This window comes from Roseateles sp. P5_D6, assembly GCF_054049415.1.
On the sequence record NZ_JBFUMK010000006.1, the window covers coordinates 109,524 to 123,081 of the forward strand.

The window sequence follows — 13,558 nt, forward strand, 5'->3', positions numbered from 1 at the left end:
AATCCTTGGAATTTAATCCAAGCGAAGCGTCGATAGAGTGCGAAACCTCACCAGGAGCTCTGCCATGCCCACGCCCTTCGTCGCCCCGACCGAACAGCCCCGCCTGCCCGATCCCTACCGGGCCGAGCACGGCGTCGTGCAGGCCCTGGCCGAGCGTGTTGGCGGTGCGCTGGACTGGCCTGGCGTCATCGCCATGGCCGCGCCCTGGGTGGAGCAGGTGCGCAAGAACCCGGCGCCTTTCTGGGCCATGGAATCGCTGCTGCGCGAATACCCCATCACCAGCGCCGAAGGCCTGGCCCTGATGCGCCTGGCCGAGGCGCTGCTGCGGGTGCCCGACGCGCCCACGGCCATTGCGCTGACGGCCGACCAGCTCGGCCGCGCCGACTTCGACGGCGCCAGCGAGGGCAGCCCGCACAAGATGCTGGCCGCGCTGTCGGCCTCGGCCATCTCGATGTCCAAGCGCTTCCTGCCGGGCGCGGAGGACGACGGCGGCCTGTTCAAGCGCCTGGGTGCGCAGACGGTGGTGGCCGCCACCGTGCGCGCCATCCAGCTGCTGGGCCGGCAGTTCGTGCTCGGCCGCAACATCAATGAGGCGATGAGCGAGGCCGACAGTGCCCGCAAGGCGCAGAAGCAATTGCGCTTCAGCTACGACATGCTCGGCGAAGGCGCCCGCACGGAGGCCGATGCGCTGCGCTATCACGCGGCCTATGTCGGCGCCATCAAGGCCATCGCAGCGGGCCAGCGCGCCGCATCGCCCGAGGCTTCCGACGGCATCTCCATCAAGCTCAGCGCGCTGTTCAGCCGCTACGAGGTGCTGCAGCGCGAGCGCGTCTTCGCCGAGCTGCTGCCGCGCGTGTGGGCGCTGATCGAGCTGGCTGCCGAGGCCAACATCAACCTGACCATCGATGCCGAGGAGGTCGACCGCCTGGAGCTGTCGCTGGACGTGCTGGACACGCTGGCCGCGCGCATCGCCACCCACTACCCGCATTGGCGCGGCTTCGGCCTGGCGGTGCAGGCCTACCAGTCGCGCGCCCTGGCCGTCGTCGACGAAGTTGCGGCCATCGCGCGCAAGCACGGCCTGCGCTTCATGGTGCGCCTGGTCAAGGGTGCCTACTGGGATGGCGAGATCAAGAGAGCCCAGGAGCTGGGCCTGACCCACTACCCGGTGTTCACGCACAAGCAGCACACCGACGTCTCGTATCTCGCCTGCGCCCGCGCGCTGATCCAGCATGCCGACGTCATCTATCCGCAGTTCGCCAGCCACAACGCCGGCACCATCGCGGCCATCGTGCAGATGGCCCGCGCCACCGGCGCGCCGTTCGAGATGCAGCGCCTGCACGGCATGGGCGAAGGTGTCTACCGCGAGGTGCTGAAGGACGGCAGCATCCCCTGCCGCGTTTACGCGCCGGTGGGCGAGCACCGCGACCTGCTGGCCTATCTCGTGCGCCGCCTGCTGGAAAACGGCGCCAACTCGTCCTTCGTGCACCAGTTGGCCGACCCCAGCGTGCAGGTGCCCGAGCTGCTCGGCTCGCCGCTGGCCGAGGTGCGTGCGACGAGCGCGCTGCCGTTGCCGCCGGCCCTCTACCTGGACAGCGAAGGCCGCGGCCGCGCCAACTCCACCGGCGCCGACCTGACCGCGCCGGCCCAGCGCGTGGCCCTGCAGGTCGCGCTGGAGACGACGCCTGTGCGTGCCGTCCCCGAGGCCTCGGCAGCTGAAGTCGACGCTGCGATGCAACGCCTGCACGCCGGCTTCCCCGCCTGGAACGGCACGCCCGTTGCCCAGCGCGCCGCCATCCTGCGCCGCGCCGCCGACGACCTCGATGCCCGCCTGGCCGAGTTCTGCGCCCTGCTCGTCAAGGAAGCCTTCAAGACGCAAGCCGATTGCGTCGCCGAGGTGCGCGAGGCCGTGGACTTCCTGCGCTACTACGCCGACCAGGCGGAAAGCGATGCGAGCCTGATGCAAGGCCGCGGCGTCTTCGTCTGCATCAGCCCGTGGAACTTCCCGTTGGCGATCTTTGCCGGCCAGGTCGTCGCCGCACTGGTGGCCGGCAATGCCGTCGCCGCCAAGCCCGCCGAGCAGACGCCTTATGTCGCGCTGAAGATGGTTGAGTTGCTGCACGCCGCCGGCGTGCCGGCCGATGCGCTGGCGCTGTTGCATGGCCCCGGCGAGACCGTCGGCGCCGGCCTGGTCGCCCATGCGCACACGGCCGGCGTCTGCTTCACCGGCTCCACGGCCGTGGCCCAGATCATCAACAAGGCGCTCGCCGCCAAGCCCAACTCGCCGATCCCGCTGATCGCCGAGACCGGCGGTCTCAATGCCATGGTCGTCGACTCGACGGCCTTGCCCGAACAGGTCATCGACGCCGTCGTGCAATCGGCCTTCCGCTCCGCCGGCCAGCGCTGCTCGGCACTGCGCCTGCTGTGCGTGCAGTCCAGCATTGCCGAGGGGGTCATCGAGATGCTCAAGGGTGCGTTGTCGCAGCTGCATGTCGGCCAGCCCGCGCAACTTGCCACCGACGTCGGTCCCGTCATCGACGACGAGGCCCATGCCAACATCAGCAAGCATGTCGAGCGCCTCAAGCGCGACGCCAAGCTGCTGGCCGAGGCGCCGGTGGCCGAGGCCATGCCGCGCCAGATCCGCCCCGTCGCCTTCGAGCTGCCGCGCGTGTCGCACCTCGGCGAAGAGATCTTCGGCCCGGTGCTGCACGTGGTGCGCTTCGAGGACTCGGTCGACGACGTCATCAAGGAGATCAACGCGCTGGGCTATGGCCTGACGCTGGGCATCCAGACGCGCATCGACAGCCGCGCCCAGCGCCTGGCCGACGAGGCGCGCATCGGCAACGTCTACGTCAACCGCAACATCATCGGCGCGGTGGTGGGCGTGCAGCCCTTTGGCGGTGAAGGCCTGTCCGGCACCGGCCCCAAGGCCGGCGGCCCCGACTACCTGCGCCGCTTCTGCGCCGAGCCCCAGCTCGACGCGCCCTTGCCGACCCTCGCGATGGACGGCCGCAGCGAGGCCTTGGCCGTGGCTGCCGACGCCGGTTGGCGCGACACACCGCTGCTTGAGCGCATCGCCACGCTGCGTCGCGCTGCCGACACGTTGGACGCGCCGACCGCTCTCGCCTTGCGCGGCCTGTTCGTCGCGGCGCAGGCGCAGTTCGCTGACATCGTGCTGCCCGGCCCCACCGGCGAGAGCAACACGCTGCGCCACCACGCGCGCGGTGTCTTCGCCGTGCTCGGCCGTGACGAAGCGGGCCTGGCCGCGGTCGTCAGCGCCCTGCTGGCCGGCAACAGCGCCATCTGGCTGGGCGGCGACGAACGCGCCCGCCAGGCCCTGCTGCGCGCCGGCCTGCCGGTCAACGCGCTGACGCTGCTGCCCGACGCGACGCTGCCGGGGCTGCTCGCCGCGCCGCAGCTCGCTGGCGTCGCGCTGGCATCGTCCGACTCCGCGGCCGCCCATGTGCTCGCGCAAGCCCTGGCCACGCGGGCTGGGGCCATCTTGCCGCTGGTCACTGGCGCCGGCCATGTGCGCCAGCTCTACCGCTTCGCGGCCGAGCAGACGCTGACGGTCAACACGGCGGCAGCTGGGGGCAATGCGGCCCTGCTGGCAGGGGTGCGCTGAGGGCGCTTGACGCAGCGGCCTGCGGCATCAATGCGGCGTCATTGTGGGATTGGGGCTCGCAGGCAGGTCGCCGGCGCGGTGGGGTGGTCCAGCTCGAAGACCAGGCGCTTGTCGAGCTTTGCGGCCTGCACCGCCTTGCCGAAGAACTGCTGGAAGAGCTGCTCGAACGACCCGTCCTTCTGCGCGCGCCGCAGGCCCTGCTCGATGTGCTCGGCCAGCTCGGTGTTCTGCCGGGCGACAAAGAAATAGCTGCACATCGGGTAGTGCAGCGCCAGGTGCGATTCAACGGCCAGGCCCAGGTGGCCGTAGTTGCTCAACTCGCCGTAGATCTCGCCGACGCCGCGCGGCAGGTAGCGAAAGCGCTGCGCCGCCAGCATCGTGAACAGGTTCTCGTAGCGCGCGGCGGCGACGACGGGCAGGCCGTTGCTCTGCAGGACGCCCGTGTCGACCCATTCCCTGACCAGCCCGGCTGGCAGCGCCTTGAGCTGCTCCAGCGAACGGATGCTCTCGAACTGGCCTCGGTCGTCCTCGCCGATCAGGAAGATGCGCCAGCCGAGGATGCCCTTGTCGACCGGGATCCGCACGGGCAGATAGTCGCGCTCGAGCTGGACCGTGGTCGGTGCCCAGACGACGTCGATATCCTGCCCCGCGGCCATGCTTACGAAGGCTCGCACGGCCACGCTCGGCTTCGCGGAGGGCTGCACGGCGAAGTGGCCATCCGCCTTGCCCAAGGCCAGCTTGAGCAGGCTGGCGTAGTAGTCGCCGCGCTTGTCTCCGGCGGCACCGGACGAAGGGTAGGTCACGACCTGCGGCGCGCCAGGCGAAGGTTCGGCCGACGCGCCGAACCCGCCAAACCCTAGCAGTGCCACGCTGGCCAGGGCTAACGCCCGGCTTGCGATGTGGATCACCGACTGCCTGCAATCACGCATTTTTCAGAGAGCCAATTAGGAATCGCGGTGAGCAGCATGGTGGCCGGCGGGCCATGACGGGAGGCGAGCTTGCCATGCGCGCGACCGTACGCCACCATCTCCCCACACGCCAGCCGTTCGGCGTGCAAGGGAGAAAAAGAATGTTCCCATGGTTTTGGCTCTGGGCGCCGCAGTTGCGCCTGCCCTTCAGCGGCGACGTGGCGCAGGACATCGAGCCGCGCCTGGACTGGTTCTTTGCCGGCATCAAACCCCAGGCCGGCAACGCGCGCATCGAGGCGCGGGCCTTCGACGTGGCGAGCTACGGCGACCAGCTGGGCGTGATCACCCAGCTGTTGATCGAGATGGCCGAGCGGCAGCCGGCCGAGGCCCAGGCCGCGTCCGCGCCACTGCAGGAGCTGCGCCGCATCCACGGCGAGATCGAGGCGATCAAGGCGCAGGAGTGTGATCGCGAGCTGGCCGAGCTGCAGGCGCGCATCCGCCTCCTCGAAAGCCGTCGTCGGCCTGCGGGCTGAGCCCGCGCGCCCAGGCCAGGCCTGGGCGCGCGGCGCGATGAACCTTTTTGTGGATCCTCCGACTACAGGTTGCAACGAGGAGGATTCATGAAGGAACTCAATGCCGGTATTTCCATGGCCCGTCTGGCGCCCCGCTTCGCCGTGTTCGCGCTATGGCTGCCGCTGGTGGGCACAGCTGCGCCAACTACGCTCATCGATCCCCAGGATGCACCACTGATCGCCACGGATGGCACCGCGTTCGTGGTTACTCGCGGGCGCGTGCGGGTTCCGGAGTTGCGTTCAGAGGCGGAAGGTCCTGCCATTGAATTGGCGGTGGTGCGTGTACGGCGTGCCGGTGCCGACGCCGAGAAGGCCCATGTGATCCTGGCGGGCGGCCCCGGCGATTCCGGCGTCAGGCAGGTGATCGATCTGGCCAGGCATGGTGGCGCGGCGCTGGCGGAGTTCATCGATGGCGACCTGGTTGGCATCGACCAGCGTGGCGTGGGCGCCTCCACCCCGAATCTGCGCGCCACGATGCGCTATGGCTTGCCACTCGACAGGCCGGCCTCGGTCGCCGCCTGGCTGCCCTTGATGGAGCAAGCAGCGCGTGCCGTCGCCGCAGAGATGCGTGGGCGCGGCATCCGCCTGGAGGCCTACAACACCGAGGAAAGCGCCGACGACGTCGATGCGGTGCGCCAGTCCTTCGGCTATGGCAAGGTGACCTTGTGGGGCCGCAGCTATGGCACCCACCTGGCGCTGGCCACTGCGCGGCGCCACCCGGGCGCGGTCGAGCGCATGGTTTTGATCAGCCCGGAAGGGCCGGATCACACATGGAAGCTGCCGTCGCAGGTGGATCGGGTGCTGCTGCGCATCGGCGAACGTGCGGGCGCGCCTGGGATGACCGGGCAACTGCGCGCCGTCATCGCCGGGCTGGCGCAGTCGCCGGTGGAGGTGGCTGTGACTGATCCGGCCACCGGGCAGGAAGCCAAGGTGGTGATCGGGGCGATGGACGTGCAGTGGGCGATCGCGCAAACCCTCGGCGATCCGCGCGCGGTCGCGACACTCCCCGCCACCGTGCAGGAGATGAGTGCCGGCAACTTCCGGCGCGTGGCGCAGCTGACCCTCTTGCTGCGGCGCCAATTCGGCATCGATTCAGCCATGAAGCACATGACGGACCTGAGCTCGGGAGCGAGTGCGGCGCGCAGCGCACGGATCGAGGGCGAGGCCGGCAACGCCCTGCTCGGCGACACGATGAATTTCCCGGGGCGCTATCTGTACGCTGCATGGAACGCGCGGCAGATCGGGGACGCGTTCCGTGAGCCGGTCGCGGTTCCGGTCCCCACGCTGATGCTGGTGGGCGACCTGGATGCACGCACGCCGGTGGAAAACGCACAGGAAATCGCTGCCACGCTGCCGCAGGCGCATTTGGTCGTCGTGGAAAACGCGGCGCACCAGTTCGACGTGTTCGGGAACGCAGCCATGAGAGCGCTGTTGGGCCGCTTTGTCCGCGGCGAAACCGGCCTGGACTCGCGCATCGCCTTGCCCCTGCCACGCTTCGAAAAGGTCGGCTCGATCCGCACTGAAAGATGACAAGCCCACACCGTGAGTCATCCATGCACAACCCGCTCGCTGACGAATTGCTGGTGATCCGCTGTCAGCTCGGCGAACGGCCGGCCTTTGATGAACTGATCGCGCGTTGGCATCAGCCGTTGTGGCGTTATGCACGTCAGCTTTCAGGCAATGACGCCGCCGCCGATGACGCTGCGCAGGAAGTCTGGCTGCGCGTGTTGCGCGGGATCTCCCGTCTGCGCGAAGGCGCCAAGCTGCGGTCCTGGCTGTTCGGCATTGCACACCGGGTGCTGATGGACCGGCTGCGTGAGCAATACAAACAGCCGATTTGTGTCGACACCGATATCGAGCTCGAAGAGCAGCCCGGCGACGACGGCGCGCTCGCCCTCGAATTCGAACTGGCCGCCATGCTGGAGGCGCTGGCGCGCCTGCCGCCGGTTGAGAAGGAGGTGCTGACGTTGTTCTATTTGCAGGAGCTGTCGCTCGACGAGGTTGCCCAGGTGCTGGACATCCCCATCGGCACCATCAAATCCCGGTTGCACCGGGCCCGAAAAATACTCCGGCATCAGCTTGGCATCCAAGGAGTGCAGTCGTGAATCCCGTTTCCATCTCCGCCTTGGCCAACCGCGAGCTGTCAGCCAAGGCGCGCTTCGGCCATGTTGCGCTGTTGCTGGCTGCATTGGCGATGTCGGTCGTCGTCGGCTCGCTGTGGCTGACCGAACCCGCATTGCCGCCACGGACCGTGATCGCCTTCGCCGCCATGACCGGCATCGGCCTGTGCTGGGTTGTCTATGCCGTGTGGGTGCTGGCGTCGCGCCGTGTGCTGCTGGCGTTTCAGCAAGTCGTTGCGGCTCGCATGGCAGTCGGGTTCAGCGCGGTAGCGCTGGCTGGCGCCTTGGCCCTGGGAATGGGCGAAGGCATCGCGGCGGCATGGCCAGCGGCGGCCGTGTTCGCCGTGATGCTGGTGATTGCTGTCATCACGCTGGTGCGCGCGCGCGGCAAGCACAGGCAGCTGACGCAGCGGCGCGCCGAGCTTGAACGCCAGCTTGGCTCTTGAAGGAGTGCTTTCGGCTGGCCGCGCCAAAGGCAGCCGGACAAGAAAAGGCCCTCTGCGGGTGGCAAGCCACCGAGAGGGCCAAATCCACCCAGGGGCGGTGGAGGAGACAAGCGGTATTGCGACGTTGCAATGTTGCGGCGCAGCATAACCGAATCCGGGCTGGATTTGTGTAACGGCGCTGCTCACCAAACGTGAGACGCGCGGGCGTCAGAAGAAGGCATCGAGAAAGCTGGCGGCCCGGTCGCCGAGCGCGACGATCTTGTTCGTCGCCTGGCGGTAGAACTTGAAGTTCAGCTCGGTCTCGGGCCGGCCATCGTTCCAGTCGGCAAAGGGCTTGAGCTCGGCGCGGCCCAGGCGGCGTTTCACAAGTGCAGCCCGCTTGACAGTGATGCTGACGCGCGGCGTCTGGCGCTCGATGCCCGGCTTTCTAGGCATGGCCTCAGCGGACGTGACCACGCCGCGTGCAACCAACCCCACGCCGCCCTCGTTCTCGCTGGCGAAGAGGTAGATCACGTCGCCGACGGCAATGCGCTTGCCGTCGTACATCGTCTTCTGCGCCGCAAAGGTCCAGGTGCCGGCCCGCGTGTCGGCGATCTCGGCCTTGATGGCGTAGCTCGAACGCTCAGGCATGCGGAGCCTGTTCGTAACGGCGCTCGCCGGTGTGCGGGTTGTAGAACACCAGCATGGTCTGCCCGGATTCCGGATCGACGAAGCGCTCCTCGGTCTGCTGCCAGTCGCCACCCGGCGTCGCGTCGCGGGACCGGTAGCGCCAACGCTCCACCAGCACGGCGGCGGCAATGATGCAGCCCCAGATCGCGAAGGGCGCCGCGTCGCGATGGCCGGCCAGGCGCGCGCCCAAGCCGATCATGCCGGCCGCCAGTGCCACGATGAGCAACAGGTTGCGCAGCATGGCGTCAGGCCGGCAGCCGCTCGACCACCACGGCCGTGCCGTAGGCGACGATCTCGCTCATGGTCTGGCCCATCTCCGACGAATCGAAGCGCATCATGACCACGGCATTGCCGCCCATCAGCTGGGCGTTCTTGACCATGCGGTCGATGGCGTGGCGTCGCGCCTCCTCCAGCAACTGCGTGTACTCGGTGATCTCACCGCCGACGAGGGAGCGCAGCCCCGCCATGATGTTGCCGGCCAGCCCGCGGCTGCGCACGACGACGCCAAAAACCTGGCCCTTGACCTCGACGACGCGGTGGCCGGCGAGGTTCTCGGTGGTGACGATGATCACGCGACTCTCCTTGTGATGTTGGGGTGGTGTGATCCTGGGCGCATGGGCGTTAGCAAGGCATAAGTGAAGCCGGGCATCGGTCCGCGGCATGGCCATCTCGCAGTGGAATGGGCGGATTTTCGCCACGCCGGACAATCGAGCGCGATGACGCCGCCGCCGCCACCCGACCCCGATCCGATGCCCCTGCCGCCGCCAGAGCCTGACCTGGACGCCTGCTGCGGCAATGGCTGCGACCCCTGCATCTTCGATCTCTACGACCTGGCCAAGGACGAGTACCGCCAAGCCCTGAGGGCCTGGCGCGAGCGCCATCCGCAGGCCAGTTGAATCAAGGACAGCCCCATGTGCCGCAACATCCGCACCCTGTTCAATTTCGAGCCACCGGCCACTGAACTCGAGATCCGCGACGCTGCGCTGCAGTTCGTGCGCAAGCTCAGCGGCTTCAACGTGCCGTCCCAGGCCAACGCGGCGGCCTTCGACCATGCAGTGGCGGCGATTGCCGACGAGGCGCGTGCGCTGATCGCCTCGCTCGTGACGACGGCGGAGCCCAAGAACCGCGAGATCGAGGCCGAAAAGGCGCGGGTTCGTTCTCAGGCCCGTTTCGGCAGCCCGGGGGGATGATCCGCGCGCGTCGGTCCGGCGCGGTATCCCTCGAGGAACTCCATGCCCAAGCTGATGTCGCTCGTCGTCTGCATGACCGTGCTCACCTGGCTCAGCGCCCTCATGGCCAGTCTCATCCGGGCGCGGGCCTGGACGCCCAAGGGCCTGATGCTGGCCATGGGCAACCGCGACCACATGCCCGAGGCCACGCCGCTGGCCGGCCGTGCGCAGCGCGCGGCGGCCAACACCTTGGAGAACCTGCTGTTCTTCGCGGCATTGGCCCTGGTTGCGCAGGCGTCCGGTGCGACGGGCGAACGCGTGCTGCTCGGCGCCCAGGTGTTCCTGTGGGCCCGTGTAGCCTTTCTGGCCGTGTACCTGGCCGGCATTCCCTACCTGCGCACGGCGGTATGGACGGTCAGCATCGTGGGGCTGGGCATGATGTTGATGGGCATGGTCTAAGGGAGCGCCGAACAAGCCCTCGCGCGCAGCGCATCCCCGCTTTGGGCGGCTTGCGGCGTTGCAAATGCTCGCCATAGCCTGAGCTATGACTGTGCTTTGCGCCTGGCAATCCATCCCAAACCAGGGCGCGCTGCATCGCACGGGCTTATCCGGCGCTCCCTGACGCACAATCGCCGCGCCCCGGCTCCCCAGACATCGCCATGCGCCTGAAGATCGCCCTGTCCTTCGTCGCCCTGCTGCTGCTCGTTGCGGCCTGGTTCGCCTTCGCCTGGCGCTGGAGCTATTCGGACGGCGAGCGTGCCGGTTGGGTGCAGAAGCTCTCACGCAAGGGCTGGGTCTGCAAGACCTGGGAGGGCGAGCAGGCGCTGGTGTCGCTGCCGGGCACGGCCAGCGTCGAGAAGTTCTACTTCACGGTGCACGATGAGGCCGCAGCCCAGGCCATCAACAAGCTCATGGGCCGGCGCGTCAACCTGCACTACGAGGAGAAGGTCGGCCTGCCGGGCTCCTGCTTCGGCGAGACGCGCTACTTCGTCACCGGCGTCACGCTGGTTGATGAAATCTCTCTGTCGCCGGGCGTTGTCGTGCCAGTCGCCCCGAACGCACCCGCATCGGCGGCCAGCCAGTAAGCGCCTCTCGACGAGCGCGTCGGCCATGTCGCCGCCGCTGACGCCAAGCCCCGTGGCCGGCACCGATGACATGACTGGACAGCGTTGTCCGGCGAAACTAGCGGGATGTCCTCGCTGTTCCAACCGCTTCTTCAATCGGTGACATCGCGCTTCGAGCGCCTCGTCGACCCCTATCCGGAAACCAGCGGCGCGGCGCCGCCGGCGCGCTTCTTCGCCTTCCTGTGGCGCTGCGCGGACGGCGTGCGGCGGCATCTGCTCGCGGTCACGCTGTTCACGGCCGGCATCGCGGCGGCCGAGGCGCTGCTGTTCAGCCTGATGGCCTCGCTGGTGGACTGGCTGGCGACCGTCAAGCCCGCCGAGCTGTGGAGCAAACCCCAGCCCGTCATCGCGATGCTGCTGGCCGTGCTCGGCGTCAGCATCGTGCTGGCCAGCGTGCAGGCGCTGCTGAAGTACCAGGGCGTGTTCGGCAACTTCCCGATGCGGCTGCGCTGGATCTTCCATCGCCGCATGCTGGCCCAGAGCCTGGCCTTCTTCGGCGACGAGTTCGCCGGCCGCATCGCCACCAAGGTCATGCAGACGGCCCTGGCCGTGCGCGACACCTGGCTCATCGTCGTCGACATCCTCGTCTACGTGGCCGTCTACTTCGGCACGCTGGTGGGCATCGTCGCCAGCTTCGACGCGCGTCTGATGGCGCCCTTCGGCGTCTGGCTGGCGCTCTACATCGTCGCGCTGCGCTACTTCGTGCCGCGCCTGGGCAAGATCGCCCAGGCCCAGGCCGACGCGCGCAGCCTGATGACCGGCCGCATCACCGACGCCTACACCAACATCGCCACCGTCAAGCTGTTTGCGCACGGCCGGCGCGAGGCCAGCTATGCCAAGTCGGCCATGCAGGACTTCATGACCACGGCCTACGGCCAGATGCGCCTGGTGACCGGCTTCGAGATCGTCAACACGCTGCTGTCGGCCCTGCTGGTTGGCAGCACGGCGCTGCTGGCGTTGTGGCTGTGGGGCGTGTCGGCCATCGGCGTCGGCGCGGTTGCCGCCGCCACGGCGATGGGCATGCGACTGAACGGTATCTCGCACTGGGTCATGTGGGAGATGGCCTCGCTGTTCGAGCACATCGGCACCGTGCAGGACGGGCTGGCCACGCTGTCCAAGCCGCAGTTGATCGCCGATGCGAGCGGCGCGGCCGCGCTGACTGTGCCGCGCGGGGAGGTGCACTTCGAGAACCTGCGCTTCGCCTACCCGAACGGCAAGGTCGTCGTCGATGGCCTTGACCTGCGCATCAAGCCGGGCGAGAAGATCGGCCTGGTCGGCCGCAGCGGCGCGGGCAAGAGCACGCTGGTGAACCTGCTGCTGCGCCTGTACGACATTCCGGAGGGCGGCGGCCGCATCCTGATCGACGGCCAGGACATCCGCCACGTCACCCAGGACTCGCTGCGCCAGCACATCGGCATGGTCACGCAGGACACCTCGCTGCTGCACCGCTCAGTGGCCGACAACATCCTCTACGGCCGCCCGAGCGCGAGCCAGCCCGAGCTGGAGCGAGCGGCCGAGCGGGCGCATGCCAATGAGTTCATCGCCACGCTGTCCGACCCCAAGGGCCGCACCGGCTTCGAGGCCCATGTCGGCGAGCGCGGCGTCAAGCTCAGCGGCGGCCAGCGCCAGCGCATCGCCATCGCCCGCGTCATGCTGAAGGACGCGCCCATCCTGCTGCTGGACGAAGCCACCAGCGCCCTCGACAGCGAGGTCGAAGCCGCTATCCAGCAAAGCCTCTACACGCTGATGGAGGGCAAGACGGTCGTCGCCATCGCCCACCGGCTGTCGACCATCGCCGCGCTGGATCGGCTGGTGGTGATGGATGCCGGCCGCATCGTCGAGCAGGGCAGCCACGCCGAGCTGCTGGCGCAGGGCGGCATCTACGCGCGGCTCTGGACGCACCAGAGCGGCGGGTTCCTAGGGCTCGAAGATTGACCAGCGCCCGTCACGCCGACGCAGCAACTGCTGGGTGATGGCCCCCTTGGCATCCGGCCCGATGCGCCGGCTGGCTTCGCGAATGGCGGCAATGCCCTCGGCCGAGTTCGCGTCGCAGAAAGCCAGCACATCGCGCGACGGGATGGCAACGACAGCGCCGTTGGGTGTCTTGTCGGCGAACAGGTGATCCCACAGGCCATCCAGCAGCACCAGGCAGGCCTCGTGGTCGCCGTCCAGCAGCAAGCCGTAATAGGGCGGATGGTCGACCAGCCGCAGGCCGGGCTGGCCTTTCACGAGCTTCATCAGGTTGGACAGGGCCTGGCGGTGCAGCACATCCAGGTTCATGCCGGCCGCGCGCATCTCGTCGCGGCCCACCGACACCCAATGCGAGCCGGCGTCGACGTGATAACCCACGGCGAAGACGCCGGCGCAAGCCCGCGTCGGCGGCATCATGCCGGGCTCGTTGGGGATGTCTGGCGGCAACTGGCCAGGGGCCACCCGCATCTCCAGCTCTTGCCCATCGGGCCCGACACCGTCGGCCACGCCGCGCAGCACCGGCAGGGCCTGCTGGACGGGCGCGCGCTGGGCCGCCGGCGCGGCCGGGGTGGCCGCCGCCTCAGGGCCACGCCGGCGCTCGCGCAATTCGGCCTGGCGGATGGCGGTGGCCAGCTCGGCCCGCCGCGTCTTGGAGGCCTGCCACACATACAGCGGCGCCAGCAGGCTCAGGAAGGGCATGGCGCAACTCAGGAACAGCGGGTATTTGACGAGCGGCGAGGTGCCCAGCACTGGCGCCGCGCGGCTGATGATCCAGGGGCCGAGGAGCCAGGTTCCCATCCAGCCGACCACGGCCAGGGCCGTCGTCTGTCCGAGCAGGCCGATGACGGCCGCCAGGGTCAGGCCGAACAGCCCCCAGACCGGTCGCTCCAGCGAGCGCAGCAGTTCATCCTGCAGCAGCAGCCCATCCAGTTCGTCGCTCGCGCCCATGCCCTCTCC

Annotated in this window: 15 protein-coding genes; 10 read left to right on the forward strand and 5 right to left on the reverse strand. The window is 68.6% G+C overall.

Translation table 11 applies throughout. The features are described from left to right. Positions 1 to 64 precede the first annotated feature (64 nt). Positions 65 to 3,622, forward strand: a complete 3,558-nt coding sequence (locus tag ACXJKM_RS09915) for an L-glutamate gamma-semialdehyde dehydrogenase (RefSeq protein WP_457352038.1) — start codon at positions 65 to 67, stop codon at positions 3,620 to 3,622. Positions 3,623 to 3,660: 38 nt separating this feature from the next. Here the strand turns inward: ACXJKM_RS09915 and ACXJKM_RS09920 are convergent, their stop codons facing one another. Beyond that, on the reverse strand, positions 3,661 to 4,530 hold the full coding sequence (locus ACXJKM_RS09920; protein ID WP_056201072.1) for a type 2 periplasmic-binding domain-containing protein: 870 nt from the start codon (positions 4,528 to 4,530) through the stop codon (positions 3,661 to 3,663). A 161-nt stretch (positions 4,531 to 4,691) separates the two neighbouring features. Here ACXJKM_RS09920 and ACXJKM_RS09925 point away from each other — a divergent pair, with 161 nt between their 5' ends. The 4 genes from ACXJKM_RS09925 to ACXJKM_RS09940 all read left to right on the forward strand — a co-directional run bounded on the left by ACXJKM_RS09925 (position 4,692) and on the right by ACXJKM_RS09940 (position 7,668). Further along, a complete protein-coding gene (locus ACXJKM_RS09925) occupies positions 4,692 to 5,063 on the forward strand; it encodes a hypothetical protein (RefSeq protein WP_056201071.1) in 372 nt (123 codons plus the stop codon). Between the two features lie 87 nt (positions 5,064 to 5,150). After that, positions 5,151 to 6,632, forward strand: coding sequence for an alpha/beta fold hydrolase (locus ACXJKM_RS09930; RefSeq protein WP_457352040.1), 1,482 nt, complete (start codon positions 5,151 to 5,153; stop codon positions 6,630 to 6,632). A 23-nt stretch (positions 6,633 to 6,655) separates the two neighbouring features. Beyond that, entirely contained in the window at positions 6,656 to 7,207 is a 552-nt protein-coding gene (locus ACXJKM_RS09935; RefSeq protein WP_056201067.1) for an RNA polymerase sigma factor, read from the forward strand. Then, the gene (locus ACXJKM_RS09940; RefSeq protein WP_457352042.1) at positions 7,204 to 7,668 is read left to right on the forward strand and encodes a hypothetical protein; all 465 of its coding nucleotides are present in this window, start codon (positions 7,204 to 7,206) and stop codon (positions 7,666 to 7,668) included. The genes ACXJKM_RS09935 and ACXJKM_RS09940 overlap by 4 nt, the downstream gene beginning before the upstream one ends. Positions 7,669 to 7,875: 207 nt before the next feature. Here ACXJKM_RS09940 and ACXJKM_RS09945 read toward each other — a convergent pair whose 3' ends face one another. The 3 genes from ACXJKM_RS09945 to ACXJKM_RS09955 are packed head-to-tail and all read right to left on the reverse strand — an operon-like array spanning position 7,876 to position 8,909. After that, the gene (locus tag ACXJKM_RS09945; protein WP_457352044.1) at positions 7,876 to 8,298 is read right to left on the reverse strand and encodes a hypothetical protein; all 423 of its coding nucleotides are present in this window, start codon (positions 8,296 to 8,298) and stop codon (positions 7,876 to 7,878) included. Continuing rightward, positions 8,291 to 8,578 carry a hypothetical protein gene (locus ACXJKM_RS09950; protein WP_457352046.1) on the reverse strand — a complete coding sequence of 96 codons (288 nt, stop codon included), beginning with the start codon at positions 8,576 to 8,578 and terminating at the stop codon, positions 8,291 to 8,293. The genes ACXJKM_RS09945 and ACXJKM_RS09950 overlap by 8 nt, the downstream gene beginning before the upstream one ends. Positions 8,579 to 8,582: 4 nt before the next feature. Beyond that, positions 8,583 to 8,909: a YbjQ family protein gene (locus tag ACXJKM_RS09955; protein ID WP_056201061.1), complete on the reverse strand. Its 327-nt coding sequence runs from the start codon at positions 8,907 to 8,909 to the stop codon at positions 8,583 to 8,585. A 144-nt stretch (positions 8,910 to 9,053) separates the two neighbouring features. On the opposite strand from ACXJKM_RS09955, the gene ACXJKM_RS09960 reads away from it, so the two are divergent. The 5 genes from ACXJKM_RS09960 to ACXJKM_RS09980 all read left to right on the forward strand — a co-directional run bounded on the left by ACXJKM_RS09960 (position 9,054) and on the right by ACXJKM_RS09980 (position 12,565). Then, the gene (locus ACXJKM_RS09960) at positions 9,054 to 9,233 is read left to right on the forward strand and encodes an oxidoreductase-like domain-containing protein (RefSeq protein WP_457352048.1); all 180 of its coding nucleotides are present in this window, start codon (positions 9,054 to 9,056) and stop codon (positions 9,231 to 9,233) included. A 15-nt stretch (positions 9,234 to 9,248) separates the two neighbouring features. Further along, entirely contained in the window at positions 9,249 to 9,527 is a 279-nt protein-coding gene (locus ACXJKM_RS09965) for a DUF2277 domain-containing protein (RefSeq protein WP_057298967.1), read from the forward strand. Positions 9,528 to 9,569: 42 nt separating this feature from the next. After that, positions 9,570 to 9,965 (forward strand): MAPEG family protein, encoded by a 396-nt coding sequence (locus ACXJKM_RS09970; protein ID WP_457352050.1) that lies wholly within the window; start codon positions 9,570 to 9,572, stop codon positions 9,963 to 9,965. A gap of 200 nt (positions 9,966 to 10,165) precedes the next feature. Continuing rightward, positions 10,166 to 10,591 (forward strand): hypothetical protein, encoded by a 426-nt coding sequence (locus tag ACXJKM_RS09975; protein WP_056201050.1) that lies wholly within the window; start codon positions 10,166 to 10,168, stop codon positions 10,589 to 10,591. A gap of 138 nt (positions 10,592 to 10,729) precedes the next feature. After that, on the forward strand, positions 10,730 to 12,565 hold the full coding sequence (locus ACXJKM_RS09980) for an ABC transporter ATP-binding protein (RefSeq protein ID WP_457352052.1): 1,836 nt from the start codon (positions 10,730 to 10,732) through the stop codon (positions 12,563 to 12,565). Here the strand turns inward: ACXJKM_RS09980 and ACXJKM_RS09985 are convergent. Further along, positions 12,548 to 13,549 carry a hypothetical protein gene (locus ACXJKM_RS09985; RefSeq protein WP_457352054.1) on the reverse strand — a complete coding sequence of 334 codons (1,002 nt, stop codon included), beginning with the start codon at positions 13,547 to 13,549 and terminating at the stop codon, positions 12,548 to 12,550. The genes ACXJKM_RS09980 and ACXJKM_RS09985 overlap by 18 nt on opposite strands. Positions 13,550 to 13,558 lie beyond the last annotated feature (9 nt).

Bases quoted from the DNA above. Each gene is read 5' to 3' on its own strand.
- ACXJKM_RS09915 (WP_457352038.1), top strand. From the start codon at position 65: ATGCCCACGCCCTTCGTCGCCCCGACCGAACAGCCCCGCCTGCCCGAT.
- ACXJKM_RS09925 (WP_056201071.1), top strand. From the start codon at position 4,692: ATGTTCCCATGGTTTTGGCTCTGGGCGCCGCAGTTGCGCCTGCCCTTC.
- ACXJKM_RS09930 (WP_457352040.1), top strand. From the start codon at position 5,151: ATGAAGGAACTCAATGCCGGTATTTCCATGGCCCGTCTGGCGCCCCGC.
- ACXJKM_RS09935 (WP_056201067.1), top strand. From the start codon at position 6,656: ATGCACAACCCGCTCGCTGACGAATTGCTGGTGATCCGCTGTCAGCTC.
- ACXJKM_RS09945 (WP_457352044.1), bottom strand. From the start codon at position 8,298: ATGCCTGAGCGTTCGAGCTACGCCATCAAGGCCGAGATCGCCGACACG.
- ACXJKM_RS09950 (WP_457352046.1), bottom strand. From the start codon at position 8,578: ATGCTGCGCAACCTGTTGCTCATCGTGGCACTGGCGGCCGGCATGATC.
- ACXJKM_RS09960 (WP_457352048.1), top strand. From the start codon at position 9,054: ATGACGCCGCCGCCGCCACCCGACCCCGATCCGATGCCCCTGCCGCCG.
- ACXJKM_RS09965 (WP_057298967.1), top strand. From the start codon at position 9,249: ATGTGCCGCAACATCCGCACCCTGTTCAATTTCGAGCCACCGGCCACT.
- ACXJKM_RS09970 (WP_457352050.1), top strand. From the start codon at position 9,570: ATGCCCAAGCTGATGTCGCTCGTCGTCTGCATGACCGTGCTCACCTGG.
- ACXJKM_RS09975 (WP_056201050.1), top strand. From the start codon at position 10,166: ATGCGCCTGAAGATCGCCCTGTCCTTCGTCGCCCTGCTGCTGCTCGTT.
- ACXJKM_RS09985 (WP_457352054.1), bottom strand. From the start codon at position 13,549: ATGGGCGCGAGCGACGAACTGGATGGGCTGCTGCTGCAGGATGAACTG.